Annotated in this window: 16 protein-coding genes, 1 tRNA gene and 2 pseudogenes; 10 read left to right on the top strand and 9 right to left on the bottom strand. The window is 63.6% G+C overall.

Annotation, left to right across the window (positions count from 1 at the left end):
• Positions 1-430: 430 nt before the first annotated feature.
• The 5 genes from ACVILL_RS01105 to ACVILL_RS01085 all read right to left on the bottom strand — a co-directional run bounded on the left by ACVILL_RS01105 (position 431) and on the right by ACVILL_RS01085 (position 7,132).
• On the bottom strand, positions 431-1,813 hold the full coding sequence (locus tag ACVILL_RS01105; protein ID WP_456727444.1) for a DUF1254 domain-containing protein: 1,383 nt from the start codon (positions 1,811-1,813) through the stop codon (positions 431-433).
• A gap of 202 nt (positions 1,814-2,015) precedes the next feature.
• A complete protein-coding gene (locus tag ACVILL_RS01100; RefSeq protein ID WP_456727443.1) occupies positions 2,016-3,407 on the bottom strand; it encodes a DUF1254 domain-containing protein in 1,392 nt (463 codons plus the stop codon).
• Positions 3,408-3,469: 62 nt separating this feature from the next.
• A complete protein-coding gene (locus tag ACVILL_RS01095; protein ID WP_456727442.1) occupies positions 3,470-4,972 on the bottom strand; it encodes a DUF1254 domain-containing protein in 1,503 nt (500 codons plus the stop codon).
• Positions 4,973-5,134: 162 nt separating this feature from the next.
• Positions 5,135-6,106, bottom strand: coding sequence for a helix-turn-helix domain-containing protein (locus ACVILL_RS01090; protein ID WP_456727441.1), 972 nt, complete (start codon positions 6,104-6,106; stop codon positions 5,135-5,137).
• A gap of 75 nt (positions 6,107-6,181) precedes the next feature.
• On the bottom strand, positions 6,182-7,132 hold the full coding sequence (locus ACVILL_RS01085; RefSeq protein WP_456727440.1) for a helix-turn-helix domain-containing protein: 951 nt from the start codon (positions 7,130-7,132) through the stop codon (positions 6,182-6,184).
• Positions 7,133-7,394: 262 nt separating this feature from the next.
• Here ACVILL_RS01085 and ACVILL_RS01080 point away from each other — a divergent pair, with 262 nt between their 5' ends.
• The 7 genes and pseudogenes from ACVILL_RS01080 to ACVILL_RS01050 all read left to right on the top strand — a co-directional run bounded on the left by ACVILL_RS01080 (position 7,395) and on the right by ACVILL_RS01050 (position 13,731).
• Positions 7,395-8,276 (top strand): recombinase zinc beta ribbon domain-containing protein, encoded by an 882-nt coding sequence (locus ACVILL_RS01080; RefSeq protein ID WP_456727439.1) that lies wholly within the window; start codon positions 7,395-7,397, stop codon positions 8,274-8,276.
• A gap of 126 nt (positions 8,277-8,402) precedes the next feature.
• A tRNA-Ser gene (locus ACVILL_RS01075) sits at positions 8,403-8,508 on the top strand.
• A 624-nt stretch (positions 8,509-9,132) separates the two neighbouring features.
• A pseudogene (locus tag ACVILL_RS01070) lies at positions 9,133-9,396 on the top strand (helix-turn-helix domain-containing protein); the annotation flags it as partial.
• Between the two features lie 238 nt (positions 9,397-9,634).
• On the top strand, positions 9,635-10,885 hold the full coding sequence (locus tag ACVILL_RS01065) for an acetyl-CoA C-acetyltransferase (RefSeq protein ID WP_456727438.1): 1,251 nt from the start codon (positions 9,635-9,637) through the stop codon (positions 10,883-10,885).
• A gap of 18 nt (positions 10,886-10,903) precedes the next feature.
• Positions 10,904-11,686 (top strand): SDR family NAD(P)-dependent oxidoreductase, encoded by a 783-nt coding sequence (locus ACVILL_RS01060; protein WP_163156503.1) that lies wholly within the window; start codon positions 10,904-10,906, stop codon positions 11,684-11,686.
• Between the two features lie 183 nt (positions 11,687-11,869).
• On the top strand, positions 11,870-12,487 hold the full coding sequence (locus ACVILL_RS01055; protein WP_456727437.1) for a crotonase/enoyl-CoA hydratase family protein: 618 nt from the start codon (positions 11,870-11,872) through the stop codon (positions 12,485-12,487).
• An 83-nt stretch (positions 12,488-12,570) separates the two neighbouring features.
• Positions 12,571-13,731 carry an acyl-CoA dehydrogenase family protein gene (locus ACVILL_RS01050; protein ID WP_456727436.1) on the top strand — a complete coding sequence of 387 codons (1,161 nt, stop codon included), beginning with the start codon at positions 12,571-12,573 and terminating at the stop codon, positions 13,729-13,731.
• Between the two features lie 38 nt (positions 13,732-13,769).
• Here ACVILL_RS01050 and ACVILL_RS01045 read toward each other — a convergent pair whose 3' ends face one another.
• The gene (locus ACVILL_RS01045) at positions 13,770-14,447 is read right to left on the bottom strand and encodes a GntR family transcriptional regulator (protein ID WP_456727435.1); all 678 of its coding nucleotides are present in this window, start codon (positions 14,445-14,447) and stop codon (positions 13,770-13,772) included.
• 142 nt (positions 14,448-14,589) lie between these two features.
• On the opposite strand from ACVILL_RS01045, the gene ACVILL_RS01040 reads away from it, so the two are divergent.
• From ACVILL_RS01040 to ACVILL_RS01030, 3 genes and pseudogenes are all read left to right on the top strand, one after another.
• Positions 14,590-17,991 carry a molybdopterin-dependent oxidoreductase gene (locus ACVILL_RS01040; protein ID WP_456727434.1) on the top strand — a complete coding sequence of 1,134 codons (3,402 nt, stop codon included), beginning with the start codon at positions 14,590-14,592 and terminating at the stop codon, positions 17,989-17,991.
• A 51-nt stretch (positions 17,992-18,042) separates the two neighbouring features.
• A pseudogene (locus tag ACVILL_RS01035) lies at positions 18,043-19,499 on the top strand (short-chain fatty acid transporter).
• 328 nt (positions 19,500-19,827) lie between these two features.
• Positions 19,828-20,031, top strand: coding sequence for a hypothetical protein (locus ACVILL_RS01030; protein ID WP_456727433.1), 204 nt, complete (start codon positions 19,828-19,830; stop codon positions 20,029-20,031).
• Positions 20,032-20,048: 17 nt separating this feature from the next.
• Here the strand turns inward: ACVILL_RS01030 and ACVILL_RS01025 are convergent, their stop codons facing one another.
• From ACVILL_RS01025 to ACVILL_RS01015, 3 genes are all read right to left on the bottom strand, one after another.
• Complete coding sequence (locus ACVILL_RS01025) at positions 20,049-20,774, bottom strand: formyltransferase family protein (protein ID WP_456734137.1); 726 nt, start codon at positions 20,772-20,774, stop codon at positions 20,049-20,051.
• 38 nt (positions 20,775-20,812) lie between these two features.
• A complete protein-coding gene (locus ACVILL_RS01020) occupies positions 20,813-22,171 on the bottom strand; it encodes a hypothetical protein (protein WP_456727432.1) in 1,359 nt (452 codons plus the stop codon).
• Positions 22,172-23,036: 865 nt separating this feature from the next.
• On the bottom strand, positions 23,037-24,722 hold the full coding sequence (locus ACVILL_RS01015) for a hypothetical protein (RefSeq protein WP_456727431.1): 1,686 nt from the start codon (positions 24,720-24,722) through the stop codon (positions 23,037-23,039).
• Positions 24,723-24,726: the final 4 nt, after the last annotated feature.

Raw genomic sequence — 24,726 nt, 5'->3', positions numbered from 1 at the left:
TGCTCCGGCCGCAATAGCTCCGCCCCTCGGCCATCCATACCAGCCGGGCCTCGCCCACGCACCGCCACCTCTTACAACGGTCCTGCCTCGAACCGCGACGTTGCCGCGCGGTCCGACCACGGCAGTGCGACCGCGATATGCGCCGCCGCGGGGCCCTACGACCGCACCGCCACGATGAACCACGGCACCACCGCGCGGTCCTCTGGCCGCGCCACCACGATGAACCGCTGCGCGGACTTCGATGGTCCCGGGGGGCCTTGCGGCGTACTCGCTTATTGCCACAGGGCTAAGCGGCGCTGCCTGCACCGTCTTATCGTTAAACATTATCGCAGTGATTGCGATCGTGATCGCAAGCACGGAGGTTGCCAACTTGTCAGTTCGCAGGTCGTATTGCATCATCGGACCTCGTTCGTTGTGTTTCAAACAAATTTCAATTCGACTTCTCGAAGTCGCTAGGCTTCCAGCTAAAGTCGATGCCCGCCTTCTCCGGTCCGTAGAGCCGCAGGATCGCGAAGAAGCCGCGGCCCGGCGCCGTGGGCAGCCAGTTCGCTTCTTTCCCCGCCGGCGCTTTCGGGCCGATATACAGGTCCGTCGTCCCGTCGGAGTTGAGAGCAGGCTTGTCTCGCGAACCGAGAGAAGGGAAGCGCCGTTCCTTGGTCGCCAAACCCGATCCATTCTCGGCCTCGTAGAGCGTCAGCGACCAGAACAAGTTGACCGGAGCGTTGGGCGGCAGGGTCACTTTGTAGGAGACGTCTCCCGACAACGGATCGCCCTTAGAGTCGTGATACGCCATCCAGTACGATGCACCCTTGCCCGGGATCTGCGAGACCATGCCGGGGCTCACCGAATAGTAGTTGGTGAACATCCAGGCGCGCTGCTCGATGTCGGTGAATCCGTGCTTGGTATTGCGCCAGGAGAGATCGAGCGATTTCTCTGGTCCGGGCTGAGCTGCGTTGTTGAACGGATTGGCCCAGTGCCGGTCGGGCCAGACCAGGAACGACTCTCCGTGCACCTTCTCGTTCAGGCCGATCACGCGGCTCATCTTGTAGCCGGTCTTCGCCGCGGCATCGAGGATCGCGCGCGTCTTGTCATCAGGCTTGAACGGCTCGCCGGCGATCAGGCCGATATTTGCAAGAAGCCCAAGGCCGTCCGGCCCGGCGAGGTTCCTCCCTTCATGGTCGAGTAACCATTTGACCTGCTCGAACGCACTGAAATCGGAGCGCGGCAACAGGTTGGCGGCAACACCGGAGGCGTTCGGGTACACCATCGGCTTGCGTTCGGCCTGCGGCAAGTCAAGCGGATATACCTTCGCCTGCTCCATCAGTTCGACCGTTGGAGTCAGATTCCCTGGGTCTTGATAGAATCCGCGCAGAAAGATGAAGAGATTGTTGGTCCCCGAGCGGTAGACATAGTAACCCTTTGGCACTTCCTTCTTGTAACCAGGCGGCAGAACGAGGAACTTTCCACCCTTGCCTCCGTCGGGGCCAGGCAGGCCGACGTCGCCAAAAAATTTGCCGCCGTCGACCGGGATCGGGCGCTGCCAGAAGTCGAGGAGGATGCCCTGGAGATTTTTAGGCGCTTCGAGCACGATCGGGCCGGTCTCGCCCATATCCACATAGCCCATGGCATAAAGCACGTCGGAATTCGGCGTCGTCACAAGCGTCTTCGGATCGAGTCTATCCTTCCAGATCGGAAGAATGTTGTATCCCGCGCCGAACGCCTTTTCGGATCCGAATTTCATGCCGAGCGTGTTGAGCAGCGGCATAGCCCATAGATAGGCCTGCGTAGCTTGCTGGAACGCAAGTTCGTCCATCAGTGTCTTGGCGGACTCCGGCGTCGGCCGGTTCTGTTCGAACGGCAGGTCGGCAAGTGCGTTGAAGCGGCTGGATTGGCCGCGTGCCGGCCCGATTGCGACGAGTGCTGCAAGGACAAGGGCGGACAGGGATAGGGGGTTTCGAAGGTCTCTTTTCATATCCGTGCTCTCCTGGGCGTGTTCCGGACGTCGGGCGCTTGCGCTATTTCGCCAGCACCATGGGAGGCGCCTTCCACTTTGCCGCGCTCTCTGCTTCACCCGGACCGTAAACGCGCTGCACAGCAAAGAACGGGGCGTCGGGCGCGGGCAACCAGTTGGACTCCCTGTCGGGACCCGGCGTGTCCTTTTGGATGTAGATCGTCACGGAGCCGTCGGCGGCGGTCTTCAGACCTTTCGTTTGGCTCCCGATCGAATATCGTTTGATCGGGTTGGGAACGAGCAGGCGCTCGGGAAGCCCGTACATCGTGATCGACCAGAAGTATTTCGCCTTCGGCAATCCGCCAGGCGCGAACGTCACCGTGTACTTGTTCTTGCTGGTATCGAGCGGCTTGCCGTCGGCGTCCGCGGCCCAGGTCTGATAGACCGCCTGCTCTGAAAGATTGCCCCATTGGCCCATCACCACGCCGGTCGTTCGATTGAGATAGTCGCCGTCGAACATTGCGCGCGTGTAGAAGAGCTTCGAGGAATCCAGCGTATTGTGAACGTTCTCCTCGATTGCCTTTTTGGCGTCGGTGACACCTTCTTCGACGGCCTTGCGCGATCCCGCGTCCATGGCGGCAAGATCCCAGGGCTTGCCAGGTGCAATACCGATCTTGGCGATGCGATCCAATGTGGGCTTGTCCTGCGCGTTGGGCACAGTGAATGGCAACATGAAGTTCACGTAGCGGAAGATCTCGGGGGTTGCTTCGACACCCGGCACCCAAGCCGGGAAGTTGAGCGCCGGAGCCGGTGCCGGCGCGGGCCGGCCGAGGTAGGCCGACAAGGGCTGCAACTTGATGCCCTGCTGGGTCTTTTCGAGGTTGGATACGTCGTCAGGACCCGAGACACCGGTTCGGGTCAGCGTGCCGATAAAGTCGGACTCGCCGCGGATGACCCGCTTGATGCCGCGCGGTGTGGGGCCCTCCCAACGGGGTGAAACGAGGAGATAATCACCACCGGCATCGCCGTCACGGACGGCGCCCGGATTGTCGAGTACGAAGTGCCACATATCCATCCATTCGGTCGTAAGATAGCGGCCGTCGGTTTTTGGAAGGGTCAGCACCCAGGGTTCGGCGCGAAGGTCCAGCTGAGCCCAGGAATACGGCGTGTCGTTATTCGGCGTGACGATGTCCTTGTTGTCGGGAGTCGACGTGCCGTAATGTCGGTATTTGCCGAAACCGCCGACATACTCCTTCGCCTTGGGATCGACCGCCTGAATGTACGCCGTGTGGTATTGCAACGCGAGCGGATAGGCGAAGATGTAAGCGTCCTTCGCGATGGCTCGGACCTCCTCCGGCGCGATGGTCTGCGCGTGAAGGTTACTGATCGGGGATATGGCACCAACGGATGCCGCAAGGCAAATTGCGATCGGCGCCATGATCGTTTTCAATGACATCTTTCGTCGTCCTGTCACGGCTTCAGTGAGTCACGAGGTTGAATTACCCTTGTTCGATCCGATCAGTTGACCATCTCGAAATCCGGAAGCTTGAAAGTCTTGTCGAAGAATGGCTGTTCCGGCGCGTAGAGGCGGAAATATACGAACCAGCCGTCATCTCCGACGGTCTTCATGTGGTTCTTCTCATACCCCTTGGGCGCCTCGGGGCCGATGAAGAGATCGATACTGCCGTCGCTGTTGTAGGTCAGATCCTTCATTCGGCTGTCGAGATTGGCGCTGCGGATTTCCGTGCCGCCGTTGTCGTAAGGACGCCGCGTATTCTCGCTGTACAACGTCAGTGCCCAGAACTGGCCGACCGGTACCTTTGCCGGAACGTGCAGCTTGTAGAGCTTGTCGGCCCGCAGCATGCGGCCGTCGCTGTCGCGCTTGGTGGTCATGTAGACCTGGCCAGCCCCCGGGGTCGGGTTGACCATGCCCTCGGAGCTGGCGACCGCTTCATAGAACCAGGTCGCGCGCTCATCGAGCTCGACACGCGTCTCCGTTTCCTGGGCGATGTGGAAGTCGAAGCTCTTGTACCAGCTCGTCCCGTTCCAATAGGGCTCGGCGAAGCGGGGATTGACCTGCAGGTTGCGGGTCATCAATTCGCCCATGGCAGCTCCCTTGAGAAGGACAACCTTCTGTCTGACGTCTGGCTGGAACGGCTTGCCCTTCTCAATTCCGAGCGGCTTGACCATGGCCATCCAGGCCTTGTCGACTTCGCGAACAGGTTCCTCGCCGACAATGTCGGCGAGCTTTTTCCAATAGCCGAGACCGCGCGGCGCGGTGGCGCTCCACTCCACGTCCTTGCCCTTGATGAAACGACTGGTGCCGAGCGCGCCGCCGGCGCGGCCCATCTTGTACGTGGACGTGAACTTGTCGAAGTATGCGGGATCGCGGTCGAGAATGCGAAGGCCGATGAAGATATTGTTGGTCGCACTCTGATAGACGTTGACGCCATCCTTCTTGTATTTCGTCGGATCGTCCTCGGGGCCGACGACAATGTAGGTTGCGCCTTTGCCCTTGTCCGGCCCGGTCAGCCCCAGATCGGAGATCGGTCGCTGCCAGAAATCCAGCACGCCGCCCGCGGTCTGACCGGGAGGATATGCAATCTCGACCGGGCCCGACTTGAGATTGATGAAGTTGAAGATGTAGGGCGTCGTCAGATTTCCGGTGACGATGCCGCGCTTCTCCTTCAGGGATTCGAGGACCACGAAATCGGTGTCGCTGGTCACACCATACGCCTTGCGTTCATTGTCACGCCACGTCGTCATGCTGACCAGCGGCATGCTCCAGATGTAGGATTGGGATGCCCGCTGATAGTCCATTTCGTCATAGAGGCGGTTCGACGCGGCATCGTCGAAATAGCTGTCGGTGAGTTTGATGTCGCCGATGGGCGTTTGGATCGTCTCGTCGCCATGAAGCTTGGCATCGGCGAGCTCGTCGGCCCGGGCTGGCGGCAGGGAAGACACCAGTGCAAGGACCGATGCTGCTGGTATGCCCAACGAGAAAATCGGATGCCTCGGCATGTCTCTCTCCTGTCGTGTCGTTATTAGAAGCGCCTTGCCTTCGATGCTCTTGGTGACAGAACGTCCCGCTCAAAGCGACGATGGCGAGGCTCTCCTGGACATCGTGGGTTCCGAAGGCTAGTCGACGAAGATCGGCTGTCTACGTAGTTCGTGCCAATCTTGTTACATCCATGTGTCCTTACGCAGCAGCGAACGACCAAGTGCGAGCGTGGCACTCGGATTTTCTCCAAAAAGTTGCCGATAGTTACGTGACAAACGGCCTAAATCACTGCCCATCCGCCAATTGTGCGCTGCGTCGGACACCGTGTGGGTGCCTGAGAGCGAAATCAGCTCTCTTCTGATTTGATGCAATCGCAGGCGGCGAACGTATCTTTGAGGCGTGTCACCGAGGACCTCCGAAAACACCCGGTAGAGGTTGCGGCGTGATGTCCCGGCCACTTCCGAAAGGATATCGACTGAAATCGGCCGATCGAGATTTCTCCTGATGTATTCGCGTGCGGTTAACACGATCTCTGCGGCACCCCCAGGATGGACCTGCCCCCTCCGGATCTGAGGAAAGGTCGCATAGTGGTTCAGCACTACGCATAGCAATTCGTTGCCGATCGTTAGCTTATTGCCACCGGTGGGGCGCGGCTCAAAAAGGCAGTTCACCTGCTTCTTCAGCCGAGCTAGCACACTTAACTTCAAGGGCCTCGAATGAAGGCCGGACTGGCTCAACAGCCTGGAATCCAGGCCTACTCCCTGCCGGGAGGCTTCCTTTCTCAGTTGTTTCGAAGTCAGGGTCGCAGCAACGTACACGCAGCCGGAGCAGACGATATCGCATTCCTCGCCAGGCTGGAGAGCTCCGACATCTCCTTCCTCCAACTCGCTCAACCAGAGACGAGATTCCGGGCCAGTTCGGAGAACCACGCCCAAGGTAATGCCGGTCGGTGAAAAGGAGCCTCGTATCGCGACGTTGCCCTCGATCGAGCCGCTACTAAAGACGATGCCGTCCCGTGCCGCGAAGGCGAGGCTTCCACCAACGCGCGATCCGGCCATCTGGATAGCTTCAAGATCGGCGCCCCAGATCGCGTTGCCCAGATCATCTATCCGGCGAATGTCGAAGCGGTGCCACGTTTCGATGATGGCTGACAAGGCCCACCTCTTGGAATGATCTCGAGGCAGGATAGGAAAACGAAGTCGTGTCTTCTACGTGGTTAGTGCCATTCTTCAATATCGCCTTGAAAAGGTGGCAATCGTTTCGCTCGGTCGCTCCCCGAACAATTCGCGATACCAGCCTGACATCCGTCCGAGATCGCTGATGCCCCATTGATTTGCGATGAGTGCAATCGTGCAGGTCCTTTCGGCCTCGCTTGCGAGGTCATGTCGGATACGATGAAGCCTGAGCCTGCGGACGTAATGGTGCGGCGCTTCGTTCAAAATGTCTTCAAATGCGCGAAACAAGGTCCGGCGAGACGTGTATGCAGCCGCGGCAATCTCGTCGACCGACATCGGTTCACAGAGGTGCTCCTGGATGTAGACCCGGGCCCTCTCGACGATTTTGCCATGATGACTGGAGTGCCTCCCCACGTTTCTGTAATGCGGCGGACGGGCCAGATGCGCGATAACAGCAGCCAACATTTTTCTTCCGACCGCATTGCAATCGCGGACAGCACAACCGTCGTGAATGCATTGGAATGATCGCCGGAGTTCTGTCAGCGGCCCGGACGCAAGGTTGCGGGCATGGACGCCTGTTCCCCCAAGAATATGTCGGTCCAAAATGAGGTCTTCCTTCGCGGCTTCCCGTTCAAGCGTTTCCGCTGAAGCCGTTATTGTCGCATAGAGAGAGCCCGACGTATAAATCGAGTCATGCTCGTCGCCGGGAAAGAAGACACCGACATTGCCCGTCTCAACTTCGTTCAGCCAGTGGCGTGTGCCAGGCTCGAGCCTCAGGCCCACGCCGATCGTGATCATGTCCTGAGACAACGGCCCAAACAGTGCGACCCGGCCGTTGATCAGTCCGCTGGTGCAAACGACCCCGTCCGTTTCTGAGAATGCGAGGCCGCCCGAAAGCTGCCCCGTGGACATCTGTGTCGCTTCTAAGCCGGCCCCGAGCACAGCGTCGCTCAGGTCCTCGATTTTCGCGAGCGGCACGCGGGTCCAAGTTTCAGCAGGCTGCATTTTCGCGCCTCCATCGACAAAGTTGCGCAAACCGGCCTTTGGCCCGCGAAGCAAGCCGTCGCCCGGTTGTCACGACCGCCAGCCGGCTGAAGATAGGCGAGCATGCTCTGGCCCGGCCATTGCGCAATATGTCTCATGCTAAGCGTTAATCTCTGCAGCCACAACCTCCACGATCTGGCTCTCGTTTGGAAATCTCGAATAGTCGTGCGGTTGAAATTCCGTCAACGGGCCGACGTGACAGGTGACATTGCGATCCGCGCCGTTGCTCTACGGCGTGCGCAGCTCTCGTGACGGCCGCGAGCACGATCCATCGACTGTGATTCAGATTCCCGTCCCCGTCTTGATCGAACAAGACGTTTTCGACCGCGTTCAGGCTAAGCTCGTCCGAAGCAATCCCAAGGCCACGCCGCCGCGCGTGATCAACAGTCCCTCGCTCCTCACGGGCATCGCAGTTTGCGCTTCTTGCGGCTCTGGAATGACGCGCACGGGAACGACCAATAGACAGGCAAGATCCTATTCCTACTATTCGTGCGCGGGTTGCCAGAAGGGCAAGACGGTCTGTAAAGGTCGCCACATACCAGCTGCGACCTTGGACGACATCGTGCTGAGCAATTTCAAGCAATGCGTCCTGGCACCCGACCGCATTGTTGAGCTCCTGAAGTCGCTGATCGAACGCCAAGCGGCGAAGAGCGAGTCCGCCGACCACCGTCTGCTCGGACTGCAGAAAGAGCTGAGCGACGCAGAAGATCGGCTGAGGCGACTCTACCGCTCTATCGAAGAGGGCATCGTTGAGCTGGATGACATCCAGCGGGAGCGCACCGCCTCCCTCAAAGCGCAACGCGAGCGAGCGAAGGCCGCTCTCGACCACGCCCGGGCTAGGCGCGGCATGGTGGCGACTATTGACGCCCAGAAGATCGACGCGTTCGCGCGGCTGATGAACGACAAGCTAGACACCGGCGACCCCAATACCCGTAAGGGCTACATTCGGTCGATCGTCGACGCGGTCGGGGTCGACGATGGCGCCATTCGCATCTTCGGCAGCAGGGACATCTTGCAGGCCGCCATTGCGGGCAAACAGACCGAGAACGGAAATGTTCGTGGTTTTGTGCGCAAATGGCGCACCCGACACGATTCGAACGTGTGACCTTTGCCTTCGGAGGGCAGGGCGCGATGCCGCCGATCGCGGAATACGCCTTTCGATCCGACGGGTGGTTCAGAGTAACGGACAATCCACCGAAGCATTATGACCGTGCGACGAAAGCCCGTTTTCGGTCGGATAAGCCCAGTGGTGCGACCAGTAAGTCATTGATTGTCCCCAACCCCGGGGCTGTCTCTTAATCAGCGGGTCCCAGGTTCGAGCCCTGGTGCGGCCACCAAGCTTTCATAGCTTAGGTTCGCCCTCGTAACGGTCGTTCCGACCAGCGTCGTGTCTTTTCCGATCACCGCGCGCTGGTGTTGATCATCACAACATTTCTGGTTCTTCGAGCTCAACTGCGTGCGGGTGCATTTCGCGTTGGACCGGGCATTTGTCCGGAGCGTGTCCGTGCCGACCACACGTTCAGCACCGGTTCGAAATTGACTGACTTCATCAGGACGGATCCGCAATCACCACGCTGACCGGCCGGGATTCGCGCGGTTGGAGCGATGCGCGGGACGCCGGGCAGGGCGGCGGGGGCGCGCCTGTGAGGATGGTTGACAGGGGAGATCGCCCACTTTAATCACCTCGCTAATTAATCAATTAATTAAAGCTCGAAACCCTAGGGAAAGAATCCGCCTGATGCCGGCCGGCCAACGAGATCCGAAGCTGCTTGCCCCGCGCGGTCGCGGCTCCACTCGGCTGAGCACCGACGCGGCATACGCCGATCCCCGCCTTCAGATCCCGCGCGCGTGGACCGCACCGCGTCGCGCGCTGGGTCGTGACGTCGCGGATCGGCACCGTCCACTCAAACCAGAGTGGACTTCGTTCACCCGTACGAAAAATGAGGAGTGAGGCGTAAACGATGGGACGTCGATCTGAAGTACTGATGGCGCAAGAGACTGAGGGCTCGGACAACCGCCGCGTGATCCAGGTGGTGTCGCGCGCATTCGACATCGTGCGTTGCTTCGAAGGGCGAAGCATCCGCCTCGGCAATCGCGAAATCGCCGATCGCTGCGGTCTTCCCCGATCGACGGTCTCCCGTCTCACGCTGACCCTTACCCAGATCGGCCAGTTGATCTACCTGCCGCACGAGCAGAAATATGCGCTCGGTCCCCACGCTGCCGCGCCCGGCGCCCCGCTGTTTGCGGAGAGCGACAAGCCCGCCTGTGCCGATGAGCAGCAGCTCCGGAAGGTGCCGCGCTTCGGGTATTTCGACGATCAGCGCAACTCGGTTGCCGAGCCGCTTGCGGTGACGCCGCTTCACCGCTGACGCTTCGGCTTGTCCTGAGGCAAAAGATACGGCGGAAACGGCCGGAACCAGCGGCACGAACGCTCAACGAAATATCTGACAGGAAGGGAAACGCATGTCTGAGGCATACATCATCGACGCGGTTCGCACGCCGCGCGGCATCGGCAAGCCGGGCAAGGGCGCGCTGTCGCATCTGCACCCGCAGCATCTGGCAGCGACCGTGCTCGCCGCGCTCAAGGAGCGCAACAAGCTCGATACCTCGACCGTCGACGACATCATCTGGTCGACATCGACCCAGGAGGGCAAGCAGGGCGGCGATCTCGGCCGCATGTCGGCGCTTGCGGCCGGCTACGATATCAACGCCAGCGGCACGACGCTGGATCGCTTCTGCGGCGGCGGCATCACCTCGGTGAACCTCGCGGCAGCCTCGGTGATGTCGGGAATGGAAGACTGCGTCATCGCCGGCGGCACCGAGATGATGAGCTATCAGCAAACCCTCGCCGCCGAGCGCTCCAAGGCCGGACAGCCGGCGCGGATGATGGGTTCGGGCAATCCGGCGCTCGACGAGATTCACCCGCAGTCGCACCAGGGCGTGTGCGGCGATGCCATCGCGACGCGCGAGGGGATCAGCCGGGAGGCCTGCGATGCCCTGGCGCTGACGAGTCAGCAGCGCGCCAAGCGGGCGATCGATGAAGGCCGCTTCGCCAAGTCGGTAATCCCCGTCCTCAACGACGACGGCAGCGTCGCGCTTGGTCGCGAGGAATTCCCGCGTCCCGAGACCACCGCTGAGGGCCTGGCTTCGCTGAAGCCGAGCTTCGAGCAGCTTGCCGATTTCGATCTCGGCAATGGCACGACCTTCAAGAAGCAGATCCAGCGCCGCTATCCCGGCCTCGAGTGGAAGGGCGTGCATCATGCCGGCAACAGCTCGGGCGTGGTGGACGGCGCCGCCGCGGTGCTGATCACGTCGAAGGAATATGCCGAGAAGCATGGCCTCAAGCCGCGCGGCCGCATCGTCGCCTATGCCAACCAGGGCGATGACCCGACGCTGATGCTCAACGCGCCGGTTCCGGCGGCCAAGAAGGTGCTCGCCAAGGCCGGCCTGACCAAGAACGACATCGACGTCTGGGAGATCAACGAGGCCTTCGCGGTCGTTGCCGAGAAATTCATCCGCGACCTCGAGCTCGATCGCGAGAAGGTCAACATCAACGGCGGTTCGATCGCGCTCGGCCACCCGATCGGCGCCACCGGCTCGATCCTGATCGGCACCGCGCTCGACGAACTCGAGCGGAGCGGCGGACGTTACGGTCTGGTCACCATGTGTGCCGCCGGCGGCATGGCGCCGGCTATCATCATCGAACGCCTCTGAGCCGAAAGGATACGACACATGAAACTCGATTCATCGGTCGCCGCCGTCGTCACCGGCGGCGCGTCGGGCCTCGGTGCCGCCACCTCGCGCGCGCTCGCGGCGCAGGGCGTCAAGGTCGCGATCTTCGACTTCAACGAAGAGAAGGGCGAAGCCATCGCCAAGGAAATCGGCGGTGTGTTCTGCAAGGTCGATGTCACCTCCGACGAGCTGGTCGATGCGGGCTTCGCCAAGGCGCGCGCGGCGCACGGCCAGGAGCGCATCCTGGTGAACTGCGCCGGCACCGGCAACGCGGTGAAGACCGCGGGCCGCGACAAGAAGACCGGTGAGCCCACGCACTTTCCGATCGACGCCTTCAACCGCATCATCCAGATCAACCTCGTCGGCACCTTCCGCTGCATCGCGAAGTCGGCGCAGGGCATGCTGTCGCTGTCCCCGCTGGAGCACGGCGAGCGTGGTGCGGTCGTCAACACGGCGTCGGTCGCGGCCGAGGACGGCCAGATGGGGCAGGCGGCTTACTCGGCCTCGAAGGCCGGCGTCGTCGGCATGACCCTGCCGATCGCGCGCGACCTGATGGCCGAGGGCATCCGAGTCAACACCATCTTGCCGGGCATCTTCAACACGCCGCTGCTGCAGGGCGCGCCCGAGAACGTCAAGGCCGCGCTCAGCGCGTCGGTGCCGTTCCCGAAGCGTCTCGGCATGCCAGAGGAATATGCGCAGCTCGCGCTGACCATGATCACCAACGGCTACTTCAACGGTGAGGACGTCCGTCTCGACGGCGCGATCCGTATGGCTCCGCGCTAGGCAACTGCGCACGGCAACAGGAGACCAAAGCGATGTCGGAAGAAACTCCGGTCCTCACTGAAGTCCGCGGACCGATCCTGATCATCACCCTGAACCGGCCGGAAGCCAAGAACGCCGCCAACCTCGCCCTGTCCAAGGGCGTGGCCGCGGCGATCGACCGGCTCGACGCCGACGATGCGCTCAGTGTCGGCATCATCACCTGGCGCCGGCGGTACGTTCTGCTCGGGCATGGACCTCAAGGGGTTCCTGAAGGGCGAGCGGCCGTCGATTCCCGGCCGCGGCTTCGCCGGCCTCACCGAGGCGCCGCCGAAGAAGCCGCTGATTGCGGCCGTCGACGGTTACGCGCTCGCCGGCGGGATGGAGATCGCGCTGTCGTGCGACATGATCGTCGCCAACCGCAACGCCAAGTTCGGGATCCCCGAGGTGAAGCGCGGGCTGGCCGCGGCGGCCGGTGGACTGATCCGGATGCCGCGCCAGATGCCGCACCGCGTGGCAATGGAGTTCGCATTGACGGGCGAGTTCTTCGGCGCCGAGCGCGCCTATCAACTCGGCATCATCAACCGCGTGACCGACGGCCCGGCCCTCGAAGCCGCGCTCGAGCTCGCAGCAGCGATCGGCGCCAACGGCCCGCTTGCCGTGAAGGCATCGAAGCAGGTGGTCGTCGAATCCCGCCTCTGGCCGGAAGACCAGATGTGGAAGAAGCAGCAGGAGATCGTCGGTCCGGTCTTCGTCTCCGAGGATGCCCGCGAGGGCGCGGCTGCCTTTGCAGAGAAGCGCGCGCCGAACTGGAAGGGCAAGTAACGGATCGACCGTTTCGATGATGGGGCGTCGGTTTTGTTGAAGCAGAACCGGCGCTTTCCTTTGAGAGCTCTATTGGGTGATTGATGCGCAGCTTTACCGAAGACCAGGTCATTTTCCGCGACTCCTACCGCAAGTTCCTCGCCAGCGAGATCGCACCCCATATGGAGGCGTGGCGGGAGGCGGGCATCGTCGACCGCAGCGCGTTCAAGAAGGCCGGCGACCTCGGCTTCCTGATGATCTGGCCGAAGGAAAAATACGGCGGAATGGGCGATGAGGATTTCCGCTACGAGCAGATCATCATCGAGGAGACCGCGCGCTCCGGCTGCAAGGGCTGGTTCAACACGCTGCACAGCCGGCTGGTCGGCTCTTACTTCAAGCGCTTCGGCACCGAGGAGCAGCGCGACCGCTTCCTGCCGAAATGCGTCAGCGGCGAGACCATCCTGGCCATCGCGATGACCGAGCCCGGCGCGGGCTCGGACCTCGCGGGCATGCGGACGACGGCGGCGGACAAGGGCGATCATTTCCTGCTCAACGGCTCGAAGACCTACATTTCCAACGGCATCAATTCCGACGTGGTGATTGTGGCGGCCAAGCTCGCGGGCGCCGAGAAGAAGCACGCCATGGTGCTGCTGATCGTCGAGCGCGGCATGGAAGGCTTTGAGCGTGGCCGCAATCTCAAGAAGATGGGCATGCCGGCGCAGGACACCGCCGAGCTGTTCTTCAACAATGTGAAGGTGCCCAAGGCCAACGTGCTGGGAGAGCCGGGCAGGGGCTTCTACTATCTGATGGAAGGCCTTGCCGAGGAGCGGCTGATCTCCGCGGTCGGATCGATCGCCAATGCCCGCAAGGCGTTCGACATCACGCGAACCTATGTGATGGACCGCAAGCTGTTCGGCCGGCCGCTGGCCGAGCAGCAGAACACCCAGTTCCGCATGGCCGAGATGGACGCCGAGATCGACCTCGTGCAGGTCTATGTCGATCACTGCGTGGCCGAGCACAATGCGGGACGCCTGACCAGCAACATGGGCGCCAAGGCCAAGATGATGTCGTCGGAAGTCGAGTGGAAGATGCTCGACCTCGGCGTGCAGCTGCACGGCGGCGCGGGCTATATGGATGAATATCCGATCAGCCGGATGTTCACCGACGCGCGCGTCAACCGGATCCTGGCGGGAAGCTCCGAAGTGATGCGGCTGATCATCGGCCGCGATGTCTTCTCCGAGCACTACAAGAGCATTCTGGATTAGCCGGTCGTAGCGACTGGCCATCCGGCGGGCTCCGCGCGTCAGCCGCGCGCCTGGCGCAGCGGCTCGCGCGCATGCTCCTTCGAACGCATCAAGGCGTCGACGAAGATCGGCTCCCAGGAGCGGATGTGGCTGCGGAGTAGCGTCGGCAGCGCCTCGGTCTCGCCGGCGAGCGCGAGTTCGATCAGCCGGTAGTGCTCGGGCACCGAGGCCTGCTGCCGCGCGTGGCCGGCGCGCGAGCTGATGCCGTAGAGGCGCATCTTGTCGCGCAAGCCCATCACCATGTCCGTGAGCAGTTCGTTGCCGGCGGCTGCGATGAACTCGCGATGATAGTTGCGATCGGCTTCCAGATAGAGCTGGACGTCGTCGGTCTCGACGGCCCTGGCGATCTGGTCGGCCCAGTCGCGCACGACCGGTAGATCCTTTGGCGGATTGCTGGCGACCAGCACGGCGGCGTGCAGCTCCAGCACCTCGCGCATGTCGAACAGATTGCGCAGCTCGGTCAGCGTCGGCTCCACGACCTTGAAGCCGCGGTTGCGCATCGGCTCGACCAGGCCGCCGCGACTGAGCTCGAGCAGCGCCTCCCGCACCGGGGTCGAGGAGACGCCGAGGCTCGCGGCGAGGCTCGGCACCGAATACATCGTGCCCGGCTGGCTCTGCCCGGAAATGATCTCGGCGCGCACCCGCTGCAGCACCTGTTCTCGCAAATTCTGGTCCATGGGTGGACGTCGTCGCCTCTCGTTGGAACTCCGATTCGTCCCCTGATTATTACTTAGCCTTGACGGGACCGGTAGCGTATGACGTAAATATGTAACGCATTACTTAAGCGCGTCATATGGACTGACTGGATATGAGACGGCGGTGAAACAGCGGCTACCCGGCTATTGCACGCTTTGTCGCTCGCGCTGTGGTGCCGTCACCGTGGTCGAGGACGGGCGGCTTGTCGGCGTAGAGGTATTAAATAACCATCCAACCGGTGGCGCGCTCTGCGCCAAGGGCCGCGCCGCGCCGGAAATCGTCGCCAGCCCGCGCCGCCTGACCGTCCCGCTCAAGCGGACCCGGCCGCGCGATGCCGCCGATCCGGGCTGGGTCGAGGTGACCTGGGACGAGGCGTTGACCGAGATCGCCGACCGGCTCCGCGCGATCCGGGCCGAGAGCGGCGCCGAGGCGGTGGCGTTCGGCGTCACCACGCCGAGCGGCACGCCGATGGTCGACAGTTTCGAGTGGGTCGAGCGCTTCATCCGCGGCTTCGGCAGTCCCAACCTGATCTACGCGGTCGAGATCTGCGGCTGGCACAAGGACTATGCGCACGCGCTGACCTTCGGCCGCGGCATCGGCTTTCCCGATTACGACAATGCCGATGCGATCGTGCTGTGGGGCCACAACCCCGCGCGCACCTGGCTCGCGCAGGCGACGCGGATCGCCGATGCGCGGCGGCGCGGCGCCAAGGTCGTGGTGATCGATCCCAAGCCGAACGGTTCGGGTCAGCAGGCCGATCTCTGGCTGCGCATCCGCCCGGGCGCCGATGGCGCGCTGGCGATGGGGGCGATCCGTCATCTCATCACGACCGGCAATTACGATACCGACTTCGTCGATGCATGGACCAACGGATCGCTGCTGGTGGATCGTGCGACCGGCCGTTTCCTGCGCGCCGACGCGTTGTGGCCGGATGGTGCGCCCGACGCTTTCGTTCGTCTCGATGCGTCGGGCGTGCCCGTGCCTTGCGACACCCGCTATGCGCAGCAGAGCGATGGCCAACCGCGCGGCGCGTTGTCGATCCGGACGCGCGACGGCCGGGTGATATCGGCGGCAACCGCATTCGAACTGCTCGCCGAGCGCGCAGCGCCTTACACGCCGGCGCGCGTGGCGGAACTGACCTGGCTGCGTGTCGAGGACGTCGATGCGTTCAACGCGCTGCTCGCGGCGCGGCCGCGGCTCGCCTATCATTCCTGGACCGGCGTCGGCCAGCACACCAACGCCACCGCGATCGAGCGCGCGATCGCATCGCTCTACGCGCTGACCGGTGCCTGCGATCGGCCCGGCGGCAATCGCTGGCCGGTACCGCCGCCGACGCGCGCCCTCAACGACTACAATATTCTGCCGCCGGAGCAGCAGGCCAAGGCGCTGGGCATTGCCGAACTGCCGCTCGGCCCGCCGGCGAAGGGCTGGATCACGGCGCGCGATTTCAGCCGCGCCGTGCTCGAGGGCGAGCCTTACAAAGTGCGCGCGCTGGTCGCCTTCGGCACCAACTTCGTCGTCTCGCAGGGGCATTCCGAGCGCAACCGTGCGGCGCTGAACGCGCTGGAATTCCAGGTTCATATCGACATGTTCATGAACCCGACCGCGGAGAGCGCCGATTTCGTGCTGCCGGCGAGCACGCCGTGGGAACACGACGCGCTCAAGATCGGGTTCGAGATCACGCAGGCAGCCGTCGAGACCGTGCAGTTTCGCCCACGCATGGTCGAGCCGGCCGGCGCGGTGAGGGCCGATTACGAGATCGCGGCCGCGCTCGCGCTGAAGCTCGGCATGGGCGAGCTGTTCTTCGGCGGCGACATCAAGGCCGGCTGGAATTATCAGCTGGCGCCGCTCGGCATCGGTGTCGAGGATCTGCGCGCGCATCCCGAAGGACGCCGCTTCCCGCAGGCCTTCCGCGATGAGAAGTATGCCGTCGCGCGCGAAGACGGCACCGCGGCGGGCTTTGCGACGCCGACGCGCCGTGTCGAGATCTATTCGGAACTGATGCTGGGACACGGATATGATCCCTTGCCCAATCATGTCGAGCCGGTCGGCAGCCCGCTCACGACGGCCGCGGACGAACGCTTTCCGCTCGTGCTCTCCACCGCCAAGAGCGGCTGGTTCGTTCACTCTTCCTATCGGCATGTCGCCTCGCTGCGGCGGAAGTCGCCGGACCCGGCCGTCGAGATCAGCCCGCAACTCGCCGGGCGGCGCGGGCTCGTGGAAGGTGACTGGGCCGTGGTGGAAACACCCGGCGGTGCGGTGCGCCTGAAGGTGCGCCTCAACGCGGCGCTCGATGATCGCGTCGTCGTCGCCGAATTCGGCTGGTGGGAAGACTGTCCGCCGCTCGGGCGCGATCGCTCGGCTGAGGCAGGCATCGGCACGCGCAACATCAACGCGGTGCTGCATGACGATGCGCGCGATCCCGTCAGCGGCTCCGTTCCGCTGCGCGCGATCGTCTGCGATATCAGGCGCGACGGCGTGGCCAGCCGCGGCGTCTGGAGCGGCCGGCGGCGGTTCGTGGTTGGCGAGCGCCGCATCGAGGCCGACAATGTCATCGCTCTCAGCCTGCTGCCGCGTGACGGCGGCGCGCTGCCCGACTTCCTGCCGGGACAGCATGTGATGATCTCGCTGCCCGGCGCGACCGAGACACGCGCGTATTCGCTGACCGGATCGGGCGATCTGCCTGATGCGCTGTCGATCGCGGTGAAGGGACGATTCTTCGATGAAGCCAGCCGCGCCGACTCGCCGTTCTTCATGCCCGATCGCCTGCATGGCCTCGCCGTCGGCGACGAGGTCCTGCTGGAGCCGCCGGGCGGCATCTTCACGCCGCCATTGAAGGGGTCGCGGCCGCTGGTCTTCCTCGCCGCCGGCATCGGCATCACGCCCTTCATCAGCCATCTCGAGACGCTGCAACACGTCGCGCCACAGCATCGCGTTGCCGAAATCCTGCTGCTCCACGGCTGCCGCAGCAGCCGCGAGCATCCGTTCGCGCTGCGGCTCGCGGAACTGGAATCCGGCACGCCGGCGCTGACGCGCGCGACCTTCTACTCGGCGCCGTTCGCGGAGGATCCGGTCGGCACGCATTCGTTGCGCAGGGGGCGGGTCGATCTCGGGCAGGCCAAGCCGCTGTTGGCACTCCGGCCGCTGGTCTATATCTGCGGCTCGCCGGATTTCGTCACGGCGCAGATCGCGGCCGTGACGGCGCTCGGCGTGCCGCGGTTCGATATCTTTGCCGAAAGCTTCGTGTCGCCGCCGTCGGTGCCGAGCAATCTTGCGCCGCGCACCGTTCGGCTTGCCAACAGCAAGCAGAGCTTTTCGTGGGGACCGGAGCAGGGGACGCTGCTCGACGCGGCGAGTGCGGCTGCTGTCGTGCTGCCGAGCGGCTGCCGCGTCGGGCAGTGCGAGAGCTGCGTGGTCGAGGTCATCGACGGGGAGTTCACGCATCTCGGTCCTGTCGATGTCAGCGAGGGGCAGTGCCTCGCCTGCCAGGCCGTGCCGCTCACCGATCTCACGCTCGCACTTTGATGACCAAACACGATTGAAGGCTAACCGCATCACCGGAAGGGGATCAGATTGATGACGAATGCAACGCACGATCAAGCCGTGAGCCTGCGAAAACCCGTCGCGGACAACATCATCGCGCGCCTTTCGCAAGCCCTGGTGGCGTTCGCGGAGCGCTGGTTTCCGGATGCGTATGTCTTCGTCCTGATCGCCGTGATTGCGGTTGCCGCAGGCGCGATCCTGCATGGCGGTTCGCCGCTCGCGGTCAGCCGCGCGTTCGGCGACGGGTTCTGGAACCTGATTCCCTTCACGATGCAGATGGCACTGGTCGCGATCGGCGGCTATGTCGTGGCGATGTCGCCGCCGGTCGCTTCCGTGCTGGCGCGGCTTGCGAGCGTGCCGAAGACCGGGCGCGGCGCGCGGTGGTCTTCGTCGGCGTGCTCAGCATTTTCCTCTCGCTGCTGAACTGGGGCCTGAGCCTGATCTTCTCCGGCCTGCTGGTGCGGGAGATCGCGCGGCGCACCGACATCAGGCTCGACTATCGGGCGGCTGGCGCGGCCGGCTATCTCGGGCTTGGCTGCGGCTTCACACTCGGTATCACGTCGTCAGCCGCGCAGCTCCAGGCCAATGCGGGCAGCATCCCGGCGTCGCTGCTGCCGATCACCGGCGTGATCGGCTTCTCGGAAACCATCCTGACCTGGCAGAACATGGTCACCGTCGCGATGGTGACCGTCGTGTCTGCCGCGATCTGCTACTTCACGACGCCTGCGCCCGAACAGGCGAAGACGGCGAAAGATCTCGGCGTTGCGCTTGGCGATGACCGGATCGAGGTCAGGAAGCCGGCGCGTCCGGGCGACTGGCTCGAGTTCAGCCCGCTGCTGACGATCCTGATCGCTGTCCTCGCCGCCGGCTGGCTGTGGCAGACGTTCCAGTCAGGCAATCCGCTGATCACGCTGTCGGGGCTCAACACCTACAATTTCGTCTTCCTCATTCTCGGCATCGTGCTGCACTGGCGCCCTCGCAGCCTGATCGAGTCGTTCTCGAAGGCGATGCCGAGCGTTTCCGGCGTGCTGCTGCAGTTTCCGTTCTATGCCGGCATCGCGCAGATCCTGACCAAGGTGCCGAACAGCAGCGGCACGACGTTGTCGGACACGATCGCGCACTGGTTCGTCGGCGCCTCCAGCAATTCGACCGTGTTCTCGTTCCTGGTCGGGATCTATTCGGCGCTGCTCGGCTTCTTCGTGCCGTCGGCCGGCGGAAAATGGGTGATCGAGGCGCCTTACATCATGAAGGCGGCCCACGATATCGGCGCGCATCTCGGCTGGACGGTGATGGTCTACAACATCGCCGAGACGCTGCCGAACTTCATCAACCCGTTCTGGATGCTGCCGCTGCTCGGCATTCTCGGCCTGAAGTCGAAGGATCTGATCGGCTACACGTCGGTGCAGTTCTTCATCCATTTCCCGATCGTGATGCTGCTGGCGGCGATCCTGATGGCGACCTTCACCTATCACCCGCCGATCCTGCCCTGAGCGATGATGGCCGGGTCCGCACCCCGGCATCACCAAAACTGTGCTGTTTTTCCGCCCGGCGCGAACGAGGCCTCGCGCCGGGCGGTCATCTTTGGATGGTCATTTCATTGACCGCCGTGCGGTTCGGCCGGATATTGATGCGCGATATCCGCGTTGTTCAAGGTCACCACCATGAGAGAACACCACCGCAGCCTGACGTGCGACATGCGAAGCCGCATGCAGCATCGCTGCGTCTCGGCGGCGACCGGCGTCTGTTGTTGATCGCTTCGACAAATCCAAAGCATCAGACAATCAGACAGGAGCGCCGTCACTCGGCGATTGAGCACGCATGTCCCAGGCCCAGGCTTATGTTATCGAAGTATCGGATCGAACCGCGGGGATCGTCGTCAGCGACAGCCGTGGCTTCTGCTTCTTCTCTTCGGATCGCGCCTTTGACGGTCTCGACGGCGGCTACTTCGGCTCCGCGCGCGCCGCGGAGCGCGCGGTGCGGGCACACTTGCAGCAGCGCGGCGAGGCCCGGAGTCGCGCGTAGTCCGTTGAGGTCAGTCCTCAGGACGCCGCGGCGAGCGGCGGCGAGATCACCTGCGGGGCCTCGGACGTCAGCGTGGTGGTCGTCGCCAGCTGGAAGCGGATGCCGTGCAGGGAATAGGTCAGCGGGATGCCGCGGAAATCGTCGTGGAAGGCCCGGATTCGGCGCGCCAGCTCGCCGGCGCTGATGCCGGCGGGAAGCTCGCACATCTCGCGATACATCTGCCGCGTGCTCTTGATGCCGCACCAGGCGATGCCCAGTTCCCTAAGCGGCGAGGGATCGCGAGCAAGATCGCGCGACATCCGCCAGAACAAGTGGGCTAGCCGGACATAGGCAATCTGCTCGAGCCCGCGCACGCTGATCTTGTCGGGAACGATGAAGGACTCGACCCCGACGATGGGGCCGGAATCGACACGCGCAGCCATCACATGGGCGGTCGCACCGAACGTGCGGGCGCCGTCATAGAGCGCGAAATGCGCCGGCGCCCAGCCCGGATATTGCGGCGGGCCGGGATGGAAATTGTAGGCGCCATGGCCGAGCGCCGCCAGAATGCTTTCAGGCACGATGACGCTGGTGGTGAACGCCAACAGCCGGGCTTCGCGCAACACCTCGGGCTCGATCGCCGCGAGCTCTTCGGCCGTCACCGCGCAGCGGAACGACAGCGCCGGATTGTGCGCCTTCAACAGCTCGGTAAGCGCAAATTGCTGACTGGCGACGCCGGTGAGAAGGATGATGGTCTTCATGATGTCGATGTCCTTCTCTTGCTTTGTCGTTCCGCGGTTTATCAGCCGCGCTGCCCGGCCATTACCACGACGCTACCAGCATCGCGGGATTGGCCGACGGTGCGGAACAGATCGGCCGGAAGCCTCTGCCACGGCGCAATCTCGATGATGCGATTGTTTGCGCTTTTCGCCGCCGACTTTGCCGCGCGGATATCGTCCTGCCAGGGGCAGAGCGTGAGCTCGAGCCGGCCGAACCCGCCGCAATCGGCCGCGAAAGCGCCGGTCACCGCCTCGATGCTGGCTGCCATCTCGCGCGCGTCGCTGGTCGCGATATCGCGCATGATCACCGTGATTGCATCATTCGAGGCCGCCTGCGATTGGACCACGATCATGGCGTCGCGGCCGCCGCTGCGGCTGGCGCGCCGCGCGGGGCGCATCGCGACGCCGAACTCCGCATCGGGCCCAAGATCGCTGCTGTCGGTGGCCAGATTGTGAACGACCGTCGTGTGGCGGGGCGTGCCGACGTCCTCGAGCGGGGCATGGTACGAGCGCGGCAGCCAGACGGTGTCGAGCGCCATCTGCGACGATGTCAGGTTCCAGGCCTGGTCGAGCAGGTAGCCCTCCCAGACCGCGGGATAGGCGGTCGCGATGTGATGCCAGTTGCGCAGCAGCGCTTCGGCGGCCGGGGTGCGGCCGAGATAGAGGGTGCGCGCCGACATCTCCCACCGGTTCCACTTGTGGAGCGCGACGTCGCAATCGAGGGAGGATGGCAGCAGCGGCGGCTCACTGAGCAGCGCATTGGCTTCGATGAAGAGCAGCGGCTCGCGGTGCGCCTGCCACATCCGCAGCATGAACGCAGTCTTCTCGGACGCGCGCATCTGGTCACCGTCGGCGGTGTCGATCGGCACGATATCGCAGGCGATCTCGAATTCGGCTAGTTTCTCCCGGAGCGCGTGGGCGTGATCGTCGCCGCGGGCGCGGGGATAGCAGGAGGCCACGCGCAGCGGCACATCGGATCGGGAGCCCTCTTCGGGCGCGATCGGGCGCCAGGTCAGGCCGCCCCACCACATCTCGTGCGGGCCGTCGAAGCTCGGCCCGATCGTGCCGAAATCGGTGAGCTTGGACTTGAGGAAATCGAAGGCGGGGTTTTCGCCGAAGGGGACGACGACCGCGCAGTCGGCGCGCAGAGAGCGGTATAGCATTTCGGCCGCTGGGCCGCTCGGCGACTCGACGAGGATGATGACGCCGTGCTCCCGCGCCGGCACGGAACCGGCCTGATGCACGGCCACGTGCCCGAGCCGCGCGGACAGCCACGCCAGCCGGCGGCGCTGTGCAGCGCTCATCCGGATGCCGTTCGCCACCAGCAATTGGTCGAAATTCGTCGGCAAGCCGTCCGCTTGCACCGTGTCAGCCGAAATCATGCCCGCGCTACCCCTCGTTAACTTCTACGTGCGGGGCGGCCAGATCAGGCGGACAAATCAGTTGCCGTTTGCCGGCGTGCCGTTGGCGCTGCGCCAGGTCAGCGTGGCCGAGGGGACTCCGTTACCGTCGCGGTCCTCGACCGCAAGGATGCGGTCATGGTCGAGGGCGGTCAGCGCGACGGTGTAGATCGCAACATCGTCCTCGAGGCTATCGACCGGGATCAGCAACATGCCGTCGTCATTGAGGGCACGGAACTGACGGCCGCTTCTCTCGAGGCCGGCATCGATGAGCCGTCCCTCGGCGATCGCCGTCACGTTCGAACTCTCCGCTGCCTTTGCGGCGCTCTCGCCGTACTGGACCGTGATGCCGTGGAGCATCCCGTTACGGGTGAGTTTTGCCAGCGGCAGCGCGATGGTCGCGACCGCCATGCGACGCGACAGCGGGATCCGCAGACGAAGGTCGCCGAGGCCAGTATGATAGACGCTGATGGCTTGCAGCGACGCCTGACCGTCGCGCCCGAACAGGCCGGCCTGCAGCGTCCCGCATGGCGCCTCGCCGAACACGTTCGCCGGCAGCCGGTTGGCGCCGAAAAGCGTGTAGAGCCAGGCGTGCGACGGCGACAGCGCGGCAAAACTGCCGGCCAGCCACATCGGAGGCGCCGGCGCCGTGCAGGCGGTCACGAGCCCGCGTGCAACAATGCAGTCGTTGACGAAGTTGGCGTCGAGCAACGGCGCGAGCGCCTGGGTGCCGAGATTGACGTCGTGCTTGATGCCGCCGAGAAGCACGAGCTCATCATCGTCGGGCAGCAGCAGGAGACGTCCGAGGACGGCGGCTGCCCAGCGGGCGGCGACCGCGGGGTTCGCGTCAGGCTGCAGCGCATAGCGCGGGGCGAGCTCGCGGGCGCGTGACGCGTAGGCCAGCGTGCCGGATTGCACCTCGGTCGCCAGCGCCAGCTGGGCGGCCGGGCGCTGATCGTCCTCGCGCAACACCTCGTCGCCGCGATAATCGCGCACTGATCCCTCGGCTGAACAGCAAAGCTGCTCCAGCAAGGCGACGTTGCGTATCAGCATGCGTTTGACGTGCGGCGTGACCACGCGATCCGAGATCAGGCCTTCCGCGGTGTCGTCGTCGGCGATGTCGTCGAAGGCATCGTCCAACGTCAGCAGATAGGCGCCGTGCAGGCGGATGCGCATGCCCTCGCGGTCGAAGATGCGCCCGCAGCGACTTCTGCACGCTTGCGGAATAGCCGAGGTCGACCAGGATCAGGTCGGTGCAATCGTCGAAATCGCTGATTTGCGCGCGAAGGTAGGCGAGCAGGCGGGCGCGAACACCGGCAGCGATATCGGTGATCTCGCGCGGATCCATTAGGTCGGACAGGGCGTCGGCGAGCTCGCGCCCGCTCGCAATGCCGTCGGGATATTGCGCAAAGAACTTCATCACCGCGGGCGGCTGCACCTTCACAATATCGACAAAGGTTGCCGCGTCGATCTTGACGACCCGGCTCAGCAACTCGCTGAGCGTGTCGGCGGATCCGACCAGGCTGACGCGACGATTGATCTCGACATAGGCGCCGGTGTCGCCATGGTTTGCCTGCCGGACGCGATACGGCAACAGACCGTCGCGCCCGAGGAATCCAATCGCTACACGCGCACCTTCGCGAGCCAGCGCCGCACGCCGTGCTTCTAGGAATGCGTCGAACGCCGCCATCACCGGACCGAGCACGGTCACGCCGAGGTTGAAGGCAGCAGAATGCTCGGCGCTTCGTGCTGTCACCGCGCGCCGCAGCGTGCGGGCGCCGCAATCGAGCCGTGACGGCTGATGGGGACACAGCAATTCGAAGATCGATGTCTCGCGCTGAAATTTCGACGCCAGTGCCGCGCTGGCCTGCGGATAGTAGCGCGGGCGGATGCCGTGACGCTGCGCGCCCTTGATGTCGGCGTTGTGGTTGTCGCCGACATGGAACGAGCTCGCCGCATCGATGCCTTGCTCGGTGAGATAGGCCGCAAACAGCGCTTCGCTCTTGCTGCTGCCGCGGTCGCAGGATGCGTAGAGGAAATCCCAGGTCAGCCCGGGGCTGCAGGACCGCAGCAGCTGTGCGAGCTGGTCGGTGCTCCAGTAGGTGTCGGAGATGAAGCCGGTGCGAAAACCGCCGCGCTTCATGTCCAGATATTGCTCAAGCATGTCCGGATTGACGCGACACAGCTCGAGCTCAGCTTCAAATTCGATCTGTGCGAGAGCCTGAAGCGCATCGCGGCTTAGGCCGAACAGTCTGAACGGAAAGTATTTATAGATGTCGGCGATGCGCACTTCGGTGGAGCCGTTGCGCGCCTGCGCGAGCTTGCGCGCGCGCGCCTCGGCCTGGATTCGATGTTGAACGAAACTGATGGACATGTTCGGAAATTTTTCAGCAATGCGAGAAAGCTGAAAAACCCTTTCAAATACGCCATCCGGCGTCGTGCAGGCGCGCAACAGAAATGTATCGAAAACATCGAATGAACATGCAGAAACATTCTGCGCTCGACGCGTCGCGTCGATCGTCATGATCGTCATGCGC

Source organism: Bradyrhizobium sp. USDA 3364 (assembly GCF_054056355.1).
Note: the sequence above shows the minus strand (reverse complement) of the source record. Positions and strands in the feature narration are given on the sequence as shown.

What these genes read in the sequence shown, in the direction of transcription:
- ACVILL_RS01030 (WP_456727433.1), top strand. Translation starts at nt 19,828, where the DNA reads ATGTCCCAGGCCCAGGCTTATGTTATCGAAGTATCGGATCGAACCGCG.
- ACVILL_RS01015 (WP_456727431.1), bottom strand. Translation starts at nt 24,722, where the DNA reads ATGACGATCATGACGATCGACGCGACGCGTCGAGCGCAGAATGTTTCT.
- ACVILL_RS01050 (WP_456727436.1), top strand. Translation starts at nt 12,571, where the DNA reads ATGCGCAGCTTTACCGAAGACCAGGTCATTTTCCGCGACTCCTACCGC.
- ACVILL_RS01100 (WP_456727443.1), bottom strand. Translation starts at nt 3,407, where the DNA reads ATGTCATTGAAAACGATCATGGCGCCGATCGCAATTTGCCTTGCGGCA.
- ACVILL_RS01065 (WP_456727438.1), top strand. Translation starts at nt 9,635, where the DNA reads ATGTCTGAGGCATACATCATCGACGCGGTTCGCACGCCGCGCGGCATC.
- ACVILL_RS01045 (WP_456727435.1), bottom strand. Translation starts at nt 14,447, where the DNA reads ATGGACCAGAATTTGCGAGAACAGGTGCTGCAGCGGGTGCGCGCCGAG.
- ACVILL_RS01105 (WP_456727444.1), bottom strand. Translation starts at nt 1,813, where the DNA reads ATGGACGAACTTGCGTTCCAGCAAGCTACGCAGGCCTATCTATGGGCT.
- ACVILL_RS01060 (WP_163156503.1), top strand. Translation starts at nt 10,904, where the DNA reads ATGAAACTCGATTCATCGGTCGCCGCCGTCGTCACCGGCGGCGCGTCG.
- ACVILL_RS01020 (WP_456727432.1), bottom strand. Translation starts at nt 22,171, where the DNA reads ATGATTTCGGCTGACACGGTGCAAGCGGACGGCTTGCCGACGAATTTC.
- ACVILL_RS01095 (WP_456727442.1), bottom strand. Translation starts at nt 4,972, where the DNA reads ATGCCGAGGCATCCGATTTTCTCGTTGGGCATACCAGCAGCATCGGTC.
- ACVILL_RS01085 (WP_456727440.1), bottom strand. Translation starts at nt 7,132, where the DNA reads ATGCAGCCTGCTGAAACTTGGACCCGCGTGCCGCTCGCGAAAATCGAG.